A 15,240-nucleotide genomic window follows, 5' to 3' on the forward strand; every position below is an offset into this window, starting at 1 on the left:
ACGGGACTACGGGACTACGGGACTACGCCAGCCGGATGCGCGGGTCGACCACCGCGTACAGGGCATCCACGATGACGTTGAGCAGAAGAATGAACGCCGCGCTGACGAGCATCACGCCCATCAGTTTCGGCAGGTCCTTGCCGACCACCGAGTCCACCGCGAGCCGGCCGAGACCCGCGAGGCCGAAGGTGAACTCGGTGACGATGGCGCCGCCGAGCAGTGCGGAGAGGTCCATGCCGAGGATGGTGAGGATGGGGATGAGCGAGCCGCGCCAGGCGTACCGCAGGAAGACGTATCTGCCCGCCATGCCCTTCGCGCGGGCCGCGCGCACATGCTCCTCCTGGAGCTGCTCGATCATCGTCGAGCGTGCCATACGCGTGTAGTTGGCGGTGAAGATCACGGACATCACGAGCCAGGGGATCAGCAGGCCCATGAACCAGCCCCATGGATCCTCGGTCAGCGGCACGTACTTGGGCTTGTCGAGCCAGCCCGTGCTGTAGACGAAGATGCCGAGGACGATCGGGCCGAGGAAGTAGATCTGGAACGAGCTGAGCACCAGCGAGAAGGTGCTGACGGCCTTGTCCAGCCAGGTGCCACGGAAGCGGGCGGCGATCATGCCGGTGCCGAGACCGACGATGAGGAAGACGACCAGTCCGCCGATCGTGAGGGACAGCGTCAGCGGGAAGCGGTCCATGATCGTGTCCCAGACCATCTGCTGGTCGCGGAAGGAGACGCCGAAGCAGGGTGCGGGGCAGTGCCCCACGGCGAAGTCACGTCCGACGAAGACGCCGGAGAGGAACTTCCAGTACTGCACGGGCAGCGGATCGTCCATGCCCAGGTTCTTGTGGATGATCGCCAGGGCGTCCGGAGTGCAGTTCTTTCCGCACGAAAGCGTCGCCGGGTCCTGGGGGATGGCGTAATACATGATGAACGTGACGACGCTGATCAGCAGAAGGATGAGCATCGCGCCGAACGTCCGGCGAAGGATGAATCGAAGCATGGCGGAACGCTGCTCTCAGGACGGCTGCGGCCAGGGACAGGAGCACCCGGGGGCGCACTCCGCTGAGTGCGCCCCCGGGACCGTGGTCAGCTCTTGAGGAAGACCCGAGTCGGGTCGGTGTAGCTGGTCACGGTGGAGTAGCGCAGGCCACCGATGTTGGAGCCGGCGATCTGGAACACCTTGGTGTAGTAGATCGGGGCGGCCGGGTTGACCTTCTCGCTGATGTACTGGTTGAGGGCGTTCCAGGCCTTCGTGGCCTCCACCGCGTCCGTGATCTTCTGGATGCGGGCGATCTCGGAGTTCACGTGGTCGTCGTTGATGTGCGCGTAGTTCGACGAACCGTCCTGGATCTGCGTGCCGTCGTACAGCGGCGGGAAGACCGTGCTGGCGGACGGCCAGTCCTGGCCCCAGCCGGTCATGTAGAGGTCGAGACCGTTGTCGACCTTGCCGACCTGCTCGTACCAGGTGGCGGAGTCGATCTCCTTCTTCTGGACGTCCAGGCCGATCTTCGTGAGGGCGTCCTCGATGAGGAGGGCCTGCTGCTGGCGGACCGGGGTGTTGGAGTAGGCGTAGACGACCTTCTTGCCCGTGGCGCCGGCTTCCTCGATCAGCTTCTTGGCCGCCGCGATGTCACCGTTGGGCTTCTTGGCCCGGTTGAAGGGGTCGTACGCCTTGTCGTAACCCGGAGTGGTCGGCGACATCAGGCTGTTGGCGACCTCACCGCCGTAGTTACCGCCGTCGGCCCTGAAGACCGAGGTGGCCGGCATGGCCAGGGTGATCGCGTCGCGGATCTTCTTGTCCTTGATGCGGTCGAGGTTGAAGTTCAGCTGCCAGACGTACGGCGCGTAGCCCTGGACAGTGCGCTTCATCGCCGCGGGGTCGGCCACGACCTTCTGCACCTGGGTGGTGGCGACCTGGCCGGTCATCATGATCGCGTTCTTGGCGTCGCCGCGGTCGGCGAGGAGCGTCTTGGTCTGGTCCTCGTCGTCGTGGTTGACCTCGATGTCGAAGCCGTCGACGTACTGGTGGCGCATCGGGTCCGTGCTCGGGTCCCAGTTGGTGTTCTTGACCAGCGTCACGCTCTTGCCGGGCTTGAACTCCGAGATCTTGTACGGGCCGACGGCGACCGGGTCGGTGTCGTACTTCTCCTTCGTGTCCGTCTTCTCGGGCACGATGGAGTAGCCGGCCATGGCCAGGGCCTGCGCCAGGTCGGGCTGCGCGGTCTTGAACTTGAAGACGACGGTCTTGGCGTCGGGCGTGGCCAGCACGGTGTCCGGCAGGTGCTTGCCCTTGAACGGACCCTCGTACGCGTCGCGGTAGGCGGTGCCGGAGCCCGACAGCCACTGCTGGATGTAGGACGGGCCGTCCGTGATGAACGGGTCGTAGAGCCGCTCGAAGGTGTGCCGGACGTCGGCCGAGTCGATCACATGACCGGTCTCGTCCTTGACGCCGTCCTTCAGCGTGAACGTCCAGGTCTTGCCGCCGTCGGAAACCTTGCCCGGGTCGGTGGCGAGGTCGCCGACGACGGTGATGCCGCCCTTGCCGTCTTCCACGTACGTGGTCAGACCGCGGTAGATCAGCTTCGAGAGCAGGCCGCCGTCGCTGACGTAGATCTGCGCCGGGTCCAGGTGCGAGAAGTCGGTCTCGTTGTAGACCTGTATGGTGCCGCCGGACTTGGCACCCGCGACCTCCTCGGCGGGACCCGTGGAGTCCGCGGCGGTGCCCATCTTCACCGCGTTGGACTGTGCGGCGGCGTCTTCCTTCTGCTGGCTCTTGTCGTTGTTGCTGCCGCTGTCACTGCTGCTGCAGCCGGCCAGCGCCAGGGCGCCGACCGCGACCGCGGCGACTGCGGTCCGCCCTCTGCGGGAACTGAGGATGCTCATGGAGTTGAGTCCACCTGCCTGTGAGTAGTGATCACTGGTGCTGCCTTGCAGTGCACGGCCGGTTCGTCGCCGGCTCCCGGGTGGCAGCGGCCCTCGCTGGAATCAGCGGCCCGTCTTGGGATCGAAGGCATCCCGGACGGAGTCCCCGAGGAGGTTGAACGCCACGACGAAGACGACCATGGCGACACCCGGGAAGAACATGTAGACGGGGTCCTGTTCGTAGATGTCCGACCCAATGGCGAACATCCGGCCCCAGTCAGGCGTCGGCTCGGTGTACCCGACGCCGACGAAAGAGAGAAACGCGACCGAGAGAATGGTGCTGGGCAGCATGTACGTGCCCTGCACCAGGATCGGTGTGACGAGGTTGGGCAGCAGTTCCTTGCGGATGATCCGCCACGGGGAGGCGCCGGCGACCTTCGCGGCCTCGACGAACTCACGCTCGCGCAGCGACAGGGTGACCGCCCGGATCAGCCGGGAGAGCCCCATCCAGCCGAGGAACCACAGCACGCCGACGATGGCGAGCGTGCGGATGTAGGTGGGCGTCTCCTCGTCGGGGGCGACGAAGACCACCGTGATCACGGGCATCGCCGCGATCATGAACAGCTGGTTGGGGAAGGCCAGCATGAAGTCCGTGAACCGGCCCAGCCAGTAGTCCACCTTGCCGCCGAAGTACCCGCCGACCAGGCCGATCACAATGCCCATCACCACCATGGCGACGGTCGCCGCGAGCGCCGTGTACAGCGAGGTGCGCATGCCGTACAGGAGCTGCATGAACACATCGCGACCCAGGGTGGGTTCGATCCCGAACCAGTACTCCGACGTGATGCCGCCGTTGGGACCCGCCGGCATGTTGAAGTCGTTCAGGAGCGTGGGGTCTTCCTGCCCGTAGAGCGTGTACGGATTCTTGCCGTACACCTTCGAGATCAGCGGAGCCACAGCGGCGATCAGGAAGAAGAAGAGCACGATGTACGCGGAGACCACACCGGTGCGGTCACGCTTGAACCGGCGCCACATCAGCTGGCCGGGCGATCGCCCCTCCAGCTTCTCCGGCTGCTCGGAACGTTTCGGCTCGGCCTTCTCGTCGACGTCGGTGGAGGCTTCCGCGCCCTCGATCTCGATCGGACTGGTCATGATTCGTCCATTTCATGGGTACGCCGAGTCCGCGGGCCGCCACAGAGTTTGGGCGGCCACGGTTCGGACCATGCGGATCAGGAGAGACGTATGCCTAGTGGTCGCTGGGCGCCAGGGCCCGGCAAGCGACAACTCGCAGGTGAACACGCGTAGTTGGCATCTTGTGCCTCCTCATGACTCAACCGGTGCACGGACAGGAGGGGCTCTTGCTTGACCTCCGACACCCCTGACGGAGGGTCAAGCACCCCACTGTGCTCGTGAGTCGGCGCTGCCCCGTGCAGCGCATGACCCATTGACCCGAGCGTTACGCGGCTAACTATCTGACATGAGCCAGATACCGACCACTGCCTTTAGGTCTCGGTTCCATCACAGCTGACGCGTACATCTTCCAAAATCTGGACAAAATGATCTGAGAGAGAAGCCCGCGAAACGGACTTGTTACATGCGTATCGGGCGGGAGGAACCGCATTTCGGACACGCGGCGACGGGAAAACCGGTTGCGAGCGACATCCGGGACGGCTAGATCTTGCGCAGCGTCCTTCGCGGTGGCCGCCGCGACAGCCACCACCTCGCCCTTCGCGCACCCTTTGCGCGCCCTTCGCAGCAAAAAGCCCGGGCTCCCCATCATGGGGGAACCCGGGCTCAGTTGGTACGGACAAAGCCGTACCGGACGTATAGGACGGCCGAAGGATCAGCCGTGCTTGGCGCGGCTGGCGGAGCGGCCGCGCTCCTTCTGGTCGAGGACGACCTTGCGGATGCGAACGGCCTCCGGGGTCACCTCGACGCACTCGTCGTCGCGGCAGAACTCCAGCGACTGCTCCAGGGAGAGCTTGCGCGGCGGGACGATCGCCTCGAACGAGTCGGCCGCGGCCGACCGCATGTTCGTGAGCTTCTTCTCCTTGGTGATGTTCACGTCCATGTCGTCGGCGCGCGAGTTCTCGCCGACGATCATGCCCTCGTACACCTCGGTGCCGGGGTCGGTGAAGAGCACACCGCGCTCCTGGAGGTTCGTCATCGCAAACGCGGTGACGGCGCCCGAGCGGTCGGCGACCAGCGAGCCGTTGTTACGGGTCGTCAGCGTGCCGAACCACGGCTCGTGGCCCTCGTGGATGGAGTGGGCGATGCCCGTGCCGCGCGTACCGGTCAGGAACTCGGTACGGAAGCCGATGAGGCCGCGGGAGGGGACGACGAACTCCAGGCGGACCCAGCCGGAGCCGTGGTTCGACATGTTGTCCATGCGGCCCTTGCGGACGCCCATGAGCTGCGTGACGGCGCCCATGTGCTCCTCGGGCACGTCGATCGTCATGCGCTCGACCGGCTCGTGCACCTTGCCGTCGACGATCTGCGTGACGACCTGCGGCTTGCCGATGGTCAGCTCGAAGCCCTCACGGCGCATCTGCTCGACCAGGATGGCCAGCGCCAGCTCACCGCGGCCCTGCACCTCCCAGGCGTCGGGGCGCTCGGTGTCGAGCACGCGCAGCGAGACGTTACCGATCAGCTCGCGGTCCAGGCGGTCCTTGACCTGACGGGCGGTGACCTTGCGGTCCTTGACCGCGGCCTTGGCGTCCGCGCCCTTGCCGGTGGCGCCGCGGCCGACCATCGGCGAGGTGTTCGTACCGATGGTCATGGAGATCGCGGGCTCGTCGACCGTGATGAGCGGCAGCGCGATGGGGTTCTCGGGGTCGGCGAGGGTCTCACCGATCATGATCTCCGGGATACCCGCGACCGCGCAGATGTCACCCGGGCCCGCCTTCTCGGCCGGCTTGCGGGTGAGCGCCTCGGTCATCAGCAGCTCGGTGATGCGCACGTTGGACATCGTGCCGTCGCGCTTGATCCACGTGACGGTCTGGCCCTTGCGCAGCTCACCCTGCTCGACGCGGAGCAGCGCGATACGGCCGAGGAAGTTGTCGGCGTCCAGGTTGGTGACGTGCGCCTGGAGCGGGGCCGCCTCGTCGTACTCCGGAGCCGGGACGTGCGACAGGATCGTGGAGAAGAACGGCTCCAGGCTGTCGCTGTCGGCCGGGACGGTGCCGTTCTCCGGCTTGGTCAGCGAGGCCACGCCGTCACGCGCACACGCGTAGACGATCGGGAACTCGATCTGCTCCTCGTCGGCGTCGAGGTCGAGGAAGAGGTCGTACGCCTCGTTCACGACCTCGTCGATGCGCGAGTCGGGGCGGTCCGTCTTGTTGATGCACAGGATGACGGGCAGGCGGGCCTGCAGCGCCTTGCGCAGCACGAAGCGGGTCTGGGGCAGCGGGCCCTCGGAGGCGTCGACGAGGAGCACGACCGCGTCCACCATCGACAGACCGCGCTCGACCTCGCCGCCGAAGTCGGCGTGGCCGGGGGTGTCGATGATGTTGATCGTGATGACGTCGCCGCCATCCTTCGGGTGGTACTTCACGGCCGTGTTCTTGGCCAGGATCGTGATGCCCTTCTCACGCTCCAGGTCATTCGAGTCCATCATGCGGTCGTCAAGCGACTCGGCGGCGTGCGCGGCGAAGGCACCGGCCTGCTTGAGCATGGCGTCGACCAGAGTGGTCTTGCCGTGGTCGACGTGGGCGACGATGGCAACGTTGCGGATGTCGTGGCGCGTGGCCATATTGAGGCGCTTCTCCCGGAGTGAGTGGACGGCCTCCGCTGTGCGGGGCCTGCCGGGCTGAACACGCCACGGCCTTACCCCATCGTACGTGGCCCTGACAGGGACGGCCTCCGCGGGCCCGTGCGCGCGGGCCCGCGGCCGCGGTCTCGGGCTCCTGGTCAGGCGGTCTTCGCGGCGGGCGAATCTGCGGGGCAGGTCTGCCGGGCGGCGCTGCGCTCGGCGGCGTCCGGTGAGGCGAGGTCTGCGGCGTCGATGGGGTCGCCGCAGGTCAGGAACCCGGTGCCGGTGGTCTCCCAGGTCAGTACATGGCCCGTGACCGGGTCGGCGCCGCCGCCGCGACAGGTGTACGTGAAATCGGCCTCGACCAGATCGACGTACGTCCATGCGTAGTACGCCCCCTGGAGGTCACCTGTATGTGCCTCGAAGTGCTCCCCGACTTCGCTCGGCACGGCCGGCTCCGAGGGTGCCGCGAGGGGCTGCGCCGCCTTGAGATGCCGGCCCAGCGCCTTGATGGCGTCGGCCGCGCGGACCCCAGGGGCCATGGAGGTCATGTGGGGCTTGTAACTGACGCCCCTCAGCGGCTCGAGGTCCACCGACACGGAGTCCGTCTTCTTCTTCAGCCGGATCGGGTCGGCGAGCCCGGTCAGTTTCTGCTCGCGTTCGATGCCGGACCAGGCGTACGTGCCCTGTGTGCACGACGCGGCCTTGTCCTGTTTGTCATCGCCCGCCCCGCCGCTCGAACAGCCCGCGGCGCCGACGAGCAGCGCCGCTGCGGCGAGACCCGCCGCCGTGTTCCTGAGAGCGTGCTCGCGCATGGTGATCCCCCGGTGTCCCCCGCGGCCGGTGGTGATCACTGGCCGTCGGGGACACTCTGCCCAGCCGGGTCCCGCCCGGCACTCGGCTTGAGGATGATCTGAGCGAGGAGAAACTGAGAGTGGAGGACTACTTGTCCTTCTTCTCCGCCCCCGGTGACTTCTCCGCGGGCTTCGCGCCCTTCCTCAGGAAGCCCATGTCCTCGTAGACGGGGGTCTGGAAGCCGAAGGCGCCGGTGTTGGCGAGGTTGGTGCGGGCGGCTGTCAGCTGGGGGCGTTGGTAGAGGGGAATCGATCCGGCGGCGGCCCAGATGCGGGCGTCGGCCTTGCGGACCAGGGAGCGTCCCTCGGCCTCGTCGAGGGTGGCGATGGCCTGGTCGAAGAGCTGGTCGACCTGGTCGGTGCCGACGCGGGTGTAGTTCTGCTCGACGGTGAGGGAGCCGTCGGCGGCCGGTACCGGCTTGGAGTAGATCGGGCGGGCGTCGGTGGCCGGGAAGGCGGAGGCGGGCCAGGAGTACAGCGCCAGGTCGTACTCGCCGGACGCGATGTGGTCCTTGAAGTAGCTGTCGTCCGGGACCCTGGTCATCTCCGTACGGATGCCGATGCGCTCCAGCATCCGCGAGATGCGGTCGGCGACCGTGCGCAGCGACTCCGAACCGGGGCCCGAGGGCACCACGAAGCGGAGCGTCAGCGGCTTGCCGTCCTTGGCGAGCGCTGCGGCCGCGGCGCCAGCAGGGGCGGCCGTGCCCTTGGGGGCGTACGCGCCGGGCGCTCCGCCCTGCTTGGCTTCCTTGCGCCCGTACTGCTTGCCGTCGAGGTGTTTGCCGGCGCGCTCGTCCGCGTACTGCCCCGACTGCTTCTTGGAGTGGTCCTTGGGGTCCTTCTTCTTCTCCCGGTCGGCCTCGGCGGGCTTGTTGTCGTCACCGACGATGTACGTCCCGTCGCCGGAGCCCTCCTCGGAGTCCGCGTCCGCCTTCTCGCCCTCGGACCCGGCCGCCTTCTCCTTCTTCTTCTGCTCCTTGACCGGCCCGCCGGGCACCCACCCGGCGTCCGCGAGCAGCGCCTGCGCCTCCGCGGTGTCCTGCCCGCCGAGGGCGCCGCTGTTGTCCGCGTACGCCTGCTGGCCGGAGAGCGCGAGGTGGCTGCCGACGGGGACGGCGGGCAGCCCGAGCGGTTCCAGGACGGCCTTGGCGAGTTCCTCGCGGTCCAGGGCACGGGCCACGGCGCGGCGGACGCGCTCGTCGGCGAGGGGGCCCTCGGAGCCGTTGAGGGCGAGCTGTGTGTAGGCGGGTTCGAGGGACTTGCGGACCACGAAGCCGCGCAGGGCCGACTGCTGGTCGGCGTACTCCGCCATCGCCTCGCGCCGCTTCTCGCGGGCGCTGGTCTCCTCGCCCGCGGCCTCCTCGTCGGAGCCGTGCGCGCGGGCCCAGGAACGCAGCGACTTGGCGGGACTGAGCGCGGCGCCGGGACCCTGGAGGGGCGTGCTGCCCTTGGCGCGGGCGGCGAGCGTGATCCGCTCGGCCTCGGCGGGGTCGATCTCGGCCACGTCGACCTTGTCGTCGGCGAGTGCGGCGGCCCGCTCGTCGCGGGGGACGGCGCGCAGCACGATCTCGGAGAGCTTGGTGGGGCGGCCCCACCAGCGCGGGTTGCGGGTGAGGGTGACCTTGCCGTCCTCGCGGTCGACCTTCTTCAGCGCGAAGGGGCCCGCGGTGACCTTCAGCTTGCGGCGCGCGCCGTCGTTGAAGGAGTCCGGGGTGCCCATGACGTCCTTCGGGTACAGCGGGGAGAACAGCGACTTCCAGTCGGCGTACGGGCGGCTGAAGGTGACCTTGACCTCCAGGTCGTTGGCGCCGCGCTCGATCTTCTCGATGCGGTCGTAGCCGGCGTTGCGGGCCGTCCAGTACGCGGTGTCCTTGCCGGACAGGGCGCGCCACTGGGCGGCGAAGTCGGCGGCGCCGATCTCGCGGCCGTCGCTCCAGACCGCCTGCTGGTTGAGCTTGTACAGCACGACCTGCTTGGGCTCGCGCTCGGCGACCTTCGCGGTCTCCAGGTAGTCGGTGTTGACCTGCGGGCGCCCGTTCTGGTCGAGCCGGTACATCGAGGGCAGTACGGCGCCCGCGACCCTCGACGTCGCGGCGTCCGCGTCCGCCTGGAACGTGTTCAGCGTCTCCGGTACGGCGTCCACGGCCCAGCGGAGGGTCCCGCCGTCTGCGATCAGGTCGCGGGTCGCGGGCGCGATGTCCTGCCCCGCGACCGGCTTCCCCGCCGGGTCCTCCGCGCTGCACGCGGAGAGAAGGGGTACCGCGAGCGCGCCCGCGGTGAGAAACGCGACCGAGCGCATCACCGCGCGCAGTCCGACGCCGTCGTGGGACATCACTGCAACCTCCGGGGGGCGCTCTACTGTCGGCTTCTGATCACGTTTGGCGGTATATGGAGCTGATCAGATGTATGCGCCCACTGAAGGGGAGGGGGACGGTGCGTCGGCCGCGACACGGCGACGGGAGGACGGAACCCCACCCGTGCGGCGCAACGAACGTGGGGCCGGGGCGGCCGTTTCAGCCCGTCCGGCGTTTGAGGACGAGCGCGTCAGCGCGATACGGGGGTCTGGGGGCGGCAGCCCCCAGGAACGGGACGGGAAGGGGCGGAGGGGGCGAGAAAACCCACCCCCGGCCCCGGCGCACGGAGGCGCGCGATCCATCAATCCATGCACACGCCTTCACACGGGCTCATGTGACGCGCAACACTCGCAGGCGCATGAACGTTGCCGCCAACGGGCCGACCCGCCCCGGAAGTGAGGGCAAGTCATGTCCGTGCAAGACGACCTGACGTCAGTCCAGCGCTGCCTAGACGACCTCGCGAGGTCGGTAGGACGCCTGGAGCAGCAGATAGGCGGCGGCTTGGAGATGCGCCGCGTACGCACCGACGCCGACCACCTGCGCGAGAGCGTCGCGCTGCTGAAGGAGGCCGCCCCAGGCCTGACCACCTCCCGGCGCCCCGACCTCGTCACGATCCCCGACACCCCCTACGACACCACCCTGTGGACGGACTCGGACGACGAGGGACTCGGCGCCCGCGACCGCCACGCCCCCTGAACCGGAACCCGAGATCCGGAACCCGAACGCGAACCCGACCGGAGTCATGAGTTGGCCACTGGTACGGAACCCCATCCCAAAAGCGGCGGCGTACGCGCCGGTACCCGCGCCGCGATCACCGCCCCGCACCTGCGGACGGACCGCTGGTGGCTGGCGCCCGCCGCCACCACGGCCGGTCTGCTGGCCTTCATCGTCTACTCGACATGGCGGGCGTTCGCGGACACGGACTACTACGCGGCGCCCTACGTCTCGCCGTTCTACTCACCGTGTCTGGCGGACCGCTGCGAGCCCATGCACGCCGGACCCAACGCGGACCTCTTCGGGAGCTGGTGGGGCATCTCCCCCGCCGTCCTCATCCTGATCTTCCCGCTCGGCTTCCGGCTGACCTGCTACTACTACCGCAAGGCCTACTACCGCGGCTTCTGGGCGAGCCCGCCGGCCTGCGCGGTCGCCGAGCCGCACAAGAAGTACTCCGGCGAGACCCGCTTCCCGCTGGTGCTCCAGAACCTGCACCGGTACTTCTTCTACGCGGCGATCCTCGTCGCCGGGATCCTCACGTACGACACGGTGCTCGCCTTCCGCGACGAGAACTACAACTGGGGCCACATGGGCCTCGGCACCCTGGTCTTCCTGCTCAACATCGTGCTGATCTGGGCGTACACCCTGTCCTGCCACTCCTGCCGGCACATCGTCGGCGGACAGCTCAAACACTTCTCCAAGCATCCCGTGCGCTACCGGATGTGGCAGTGGGTCGGGAAACTGAACGGCCATCACATGCTGCTCGCCTGGGCGTCGTTGGTGAGCGTGGCGCTCGCCGACTTCTACGTTTTCCTGCTCGCGTCCGGCGCCTTTGACGATCCGAGGTTCTTCTGATGTCCGTGGTCGATCGCCAGGAGTGGGACGTCGTCGTGGTCGGTGCCGGGGGCGCCGGACTGCGTGCCGCCATCGAGGCGCGCGAGCGTGGCGCCCGTACGGCCGTGATCTGCAAGTCCCTGTTCGGCAAGGCGCACACGGTGATGGCCGAGGGCGGTATCGCGGCCGCCATGGGCAACGTCAACTCCGGCGACAACTGGCAGGTCCACTTCCGCGACACCATGAGGGGCGGGAAGTTCCTCAACCAGTGGCGGATGGCCGAACTGCACGCGCAGGAAGCCCCGGACCGGGTATGGGAGTTGGAGACCTGGGGTGCCCTCTTCGACCGTACGAAGGACGGGCGGATCTCGCAGCGCAACTTCGGCGGGCACGAGTACCCACGGCTTGCGCACGTCGGCGACCGTACGGGCCTCGAGCTGATCCGGACCCTCCAGCAGAAGATCGTGTCCCTCCAGCAGGAGGACATGAAGGAGACGGGTGACTACGAGAGCCGCCTGAAGGTGTATCAGGAGTGCACCGTCACAAGGATCCTGAAGGACGGCAGCCGTGTCTCCGGCGCCTTCTGCTACGAGCGCGAGTCCGGCCGCTTCTTCGTCCTCGAAGCGCCCTCGGTCGTGATCGCGACCGGCGGCATCGGCAAGTCCTTCAAGGTGACGTCGAACTCGTGGGAGTACACGGGCGACGGGCACGCGCTGGCCCTGCTGGCGGGCGCCCCGCTCCTCAACATGGAGTTCGTGCAGTTCCACCCGACGGGCATGGTCTGGCCGCCGTCGGTGAAGGGCATCCTCGTCACGGAGTCGGTGCGCGGCGACGGCGGGGTGCTCAAGAACTCCGAGGGCAAGCGGTTCATGTTCGACTACATCCCGGACGTCTTCAAGGAGAAGTACGCGCAGTCCGAGGAGGAGGGCGACCGCTGGTACGAGGACCCGGACCACAACCGGCGTCCCCCCGAACTGCTGCCCCGGGACGAGGTCGCGCGCGCCATCAACTCCGAGGTGAAGGCCGGCCGCGGAACACCCCACGGCGGGGTCTTCCTGGACGTCTCCACCCGGATGCCCGCCGAGCTGATCCGGCGCCGACTCCCCTCCATGTACCACCAGTTCAAGGAGCTGGCGGACGTCGACATCACCGCCGAGGCGATGGAGGTCGGCCCCACCTGCCACTACGTCATGGGCGGCATCGCGGTCGAGTCGGACACGGCGGCGGCACGCGGCGTACCCGGGCTCTTCGCGGCCGGCGAGGTCGCGGGCGGCATGCACGGCTCCAACCGGCTCGGCGGCAACTCGCTCTCGGACCTGCTGGTGTTCGGGCGCCGGGCGGGACTGCACGCGGCGCAGTACGCGACCGACCTGGGCGAGCGGCCCCCGGTGGACGAGATCCAGGTCGACACGGCGGCGGCGGAGGCGCTGCGGCCCTTCTCGGCCGAGGGCCCGGAACCGGGACAGGAGAACGGGCGCCCGCCGGAGAACCCGTACACCCTCCACCAGGAGCTCCAGCAGACGATGAACGACCTCGTCGGCATCATCCGCCGGGAGGCGGAGATGGAGTCGGCCCTGGAGAAGCTCGCGGATCTGCGGGTACGGGCACGCCGGGCCGGAGTGGAGGGGCACCGCCAGTTCAACCCGGGCTGGCACCTGGCCCTGGACCTCCGCAACATGCTGCTGGTCAGCGAATGCGTCGCACGAGCCGCCCTGGAGCGCACGGAGTCCCGTGGCGGCCACACCCGCGAGGACCACCCGGCGATGGACCGGGCCTGGCGCCGCATCAACCTCATGTGCCAACTGACCGACCCGACAGGCGGGTTGGCGGCGACCGACCCCGTGCACGGCCAGATCGACCTGACCCGCGACACCACCGAACCGATCCGCCCCGACCTGCTGGCCCTCTTCGAGAAGGAGGAGCTGGTCAAGTACCTCGCCGAAGAGGAGCTCTACGAGTGAGCAGCTATAAGGCCAGCTTCAAGGTGTGGCGCGGGGATGTGAAGGGCGGCGGCCTGAAGGACTTCGAGGTCGAGGTCAACGACGGTGAGGTGGTCCTTGACATCATCCACCGCCTCCAGGCGACCCAGGCCCCGGACCTCGCCGTGCGCTGGAACTGCAAGGCGGGCAAGTGCGGTTCGTGTTCCGCCGAGGTCAACGGGCGCCCGCGACTGCTGTGCATGACGCGGATGTCGGTGTTCACGCCGGAGGAGACGATCACCGTCACTCCCCTGCGCGCCTTCCCCGTCATACGGGATCTCGTCACGGACGTGGGCTTCAACTACGCGAAGGCGCGCGAGGTCCCGGCCTTCGTGCCGCCGGCCGGACTGGGCCTGGGCGAGTACCGGATGCAGCAGGCGGACGTGGACCGTTCGCAGGAGTTCCGCAAGTGCATCGAGTGCTTCCTGTGCCAGGACACCTGCCATGTCGTCCGGGACCACGAGGAGAACAAAACGGCGTTCGCGGGACCGCGCTTCCTGATGCGCGTGGCCGAACTCGACATGCATCCACTGGACGCCGCCGCCGAGTCCGGCCTGGACCGCAAACGCACCGCCCAGGACGAACACGGCCTCGGCTACTGCAACATCACCAAGTGCTGCACCGAGGTCTGCCCCGAGGGCATCAAGATCACGGACAATGCGCTGATCCCCTTGAAGGAGCGGGCCATCGACCGCAAGTACGACCCGCTGGTGTGGCTGGGGTCGAAGATCGCCCGACGGCCCAAGTCACCCTGAGGCGCGCGCCCCTCTCAGGTGCGCGCCCTCACTCCGCCGCCCGCAGATAGCCCGAGTGCGCCACCTGGCCGAGGAACTTCAGCCGGGTGTCGGTGGTCATGTGCTTCTCGAAGGCCTCTTTGATTCCGGGCCACTTGGGGTGCCCGAAGTCGTCCAGTACGACGATGCCGCCGGGGGCGACGATCTGCTCGGCCCACTCCAGGTCCGCGAGGACACCGGCGGCGGAGTGGTCACCGTCGACGATGATCACTCCGTAGGAGCGGTCGGAGACCAGGGCGCGCACCTCGGGGTCCTCGGAGAAGCCCTGCTGGATACGGGTCGCGGCGCCGGCCGCGCCCGCCATGGCCAGATTGGTGCGCACGGCTGCTTCGCGCACCGGCGTGCCCGTCACATCGCCTCCCATGGTGGTGCCGGGCTGCAACTGAAGGCCCGCGAGCGGGTCGACGATCGTGAGGCTCGGGTCGCGGCCCGCGCGCTCCATCATCCGGATCAGGCCCGCGCCGAACATTCCGTACAAGGTGCCGATCTCCAGCATCTCGTCGTTCGGCGGGTCGAGCAGGGGTACGGCGGCGAGCTTGCCGACGATGTTCATGGTGCCGCCGGCGATCCTGCCGACCCCGAGCGCCTCCAGGGCTATCAGCAGCCGGAACGCCTGCGCGACATTGCGCTCCGCGTCGGCCTTGTCCCCGCCGGCCACCTCCGCCAGTTCCTTGATCGTGCGGTTGAGATGGGGCGCCGACGGCAGCCGTGACGCGCCGCGCCCGGTCCCGTCGAAGAACAGCTCCAGTGGGCGCTGGCGGTTGCGCAGCGTCTGCAACTCCCGCTGCAGCGCGCCGTTCTCGCTCTTCAGCGCGACGGTGGGGCGGTCCGCGACGGCCCGGCGGACCTGGCGCTCGATGCGCTGGTCGATGAGCTCGAGGATCGGGCGCAGAGTGCGCCGGGCAGCCTTGCTGGTCAGTAACGCTCGCATGAATCCGTGATCCTCACAGGAATAGGAAGAGGTGCTGCGGTGCCTGCGCGAGGGGGCGGAGTGCGCACGCCCGTGGTGCGACGTGCAGGCACGGTGGAGGCGCGGTGTTCGAAGGAACGTAGGGCGCCCACAGCAGAGTCACAACAAACACGAGCGACTGATCAGGG

At 68.2% G+C, this 15,240-nt stretch carries 11 protein-coding genes; 4 read left to right on the forward strand and 7 right to left on the reverse strand.

The window, feature by feature from the left end:
• Positions 1 to 22: 22 nt before the first annotated feature.
• From OG266_RS15120 to OG266_RS15145, 6 genes are all read right to left on the reverse strand, one after another.
• Complete coding sequence (locus OG266_RS15120) at positions 23 to 1,000, reverse strand: ABC transporter permease (RefSeq protein WP_371546140.1); 978 nt, start codon at positions 998 to 1,000, stop codon at positions 23 to 25.
• Between the two features lie 86 nt (positions 1,001 to 1,086).
• A complete protein-coding gene (locus OG266_RS15125) occupies positions 1,087 to 2,883 on the reverse strand; it encodes an ABC transporter substrate-binding protein (protein ID WP_371546142.1) in 1,797 nt (598 codons plus the stop codon).
• A gap of 102 nt (positions 2,884 to 2,985) precedes the next feature.
• Complete coding sequence (locus tag OG266_RS15130) at positions 2,986 to 4,014, reverse strand: ABC transporter permease (protein WP_266454840.1); 1,029 nt, start codon at positions 4,012 to 4,014, stop codon at positions 2,986 to 2,988.
• 691 nt (positions 4,015 to 4,705) lie between these two features.
• Positions 4,706 to 6,613, reverse strand: coding sequence for a translational GTPase TypA (gene typA / locus OG266_RS15135; RefSeq protein ID WP_266454843.1), 1,908 nt, complete (start codon positions 6,611 to 6,613; stop codon positions 4,706 to 4,708).
• 158 nt (positions 6,614 to 6,771) lie between these two features.
• Positions 6,772 to 7,428, reverse strand: a complete 657-nt coding sequence (locus tag OG266_RS15140; protein ID WP_266454845.1) for a hypothetical protein — start codon at positions 7,426 to 7,428, stop codon at positions 6,772 to 6,774.
• 127 nt (positions 7,429 to 7,555) lie between these two features.
• Positions 7,556 to 9,799 (reverse strand): ABC transporter family substrate-binding protein, encoded by a 2,244-nt coding sequence (locus OG266_RS15145; RefSeq protein WP_371546145.1) that lies wholly within the window; start codon positions 9,797 to 9,799, stop codon positions 7,556 to 7,558.
• Between the two features lie 430 nt (positions 9,800 to 10,229).
• Here OG266_RS15145 and OG266_RS15150 point away from each other — a divergent pair, with 430 nt between their 5' ends.
• From OG266_RS15150 to OG266_RS15165, 4 genes are read left to right on the forward strand one after another with little or no spacing between them, the layout of a single operon-like run.
• Positions 10,230 to 10,517 carry a hypothetical protein gene (locus tag OG266_RS15150; protein WP_266454850.1) on the forward strand — a complete coding sequence of 96 codons (288 nt, stop codon included), beginning with the start codon at positions 10,230 to 10,232 and terminating at the stop codon, positions 10,515 to 10,517.
• A gap of 51 nt (positions 10,518 to 10,568) precedes the next feature.
• A complete protein-coding gene (locus OG266_RS15155) occupies positions 10,569 to 11,390 on the forward strand; it encodes a hypothetical protein (protein ID WP_266454852.1) in 822 nt (273 codons plus the stop codon).
• A complete protein-coding gene (locus OG266_RS15160; protein ID WP_371546147.1) occupies positions 11,390 to 13,330 on the forward strand; it encodes a fumarate reductase/succinate dehydrogenase flavoprotein subunit in 1,941 nt (646 codons plus the stop codon). Before OG266_RS15155 ends, OG266_RS15160 begins: the two co-directional genes overlap by 1 nt.
• A complete protein-coding gene (locus OG266_RS15165; RefSeq protein ID WP_266454856.1) occupies positions 13,327 to 14,103 on the forward strand; it encodes a succinate dehydrogenase/fumarate reductase iron-sulfur subunit in 777 nt (258 codons plus the stop codon). The genes OG266_RS15160 and OG266_RS15165 overlap by 4 nt, the downstream gene beginning before the upstream one ends.
• Before the next feature lie 28 nt (positions 14,104 to 14,131).
• Here the strand turns inward: OG266_RS15165 and OG266_RS15170 are convergent, their stop codons facing one another.
• The gene (locus tag OG266_RS15170) at positions 14,132 to 15,073 is read right to left on the reverse strand and encodes a class I SAM-dependent methyltransferase (RefSeq protein ID WP_329545692.1); all 942 of its coding nucleotides are present in this window, start codon (positions 15,071 to 15,073) and stop codon (positions 14,132 to 14,134) included.
• Positions 15,074 to 15,240 lie beyond the last annotated feature (167 nt).

This window comes from Streptomyces sp. NBC_00554, assembly GCF_041431135.1.
Classification (GTDB): Bacteria; Actinomycetota; Actinomycetes; order Streptomycetales; family Streptomycetaceae; genus Streptomyces.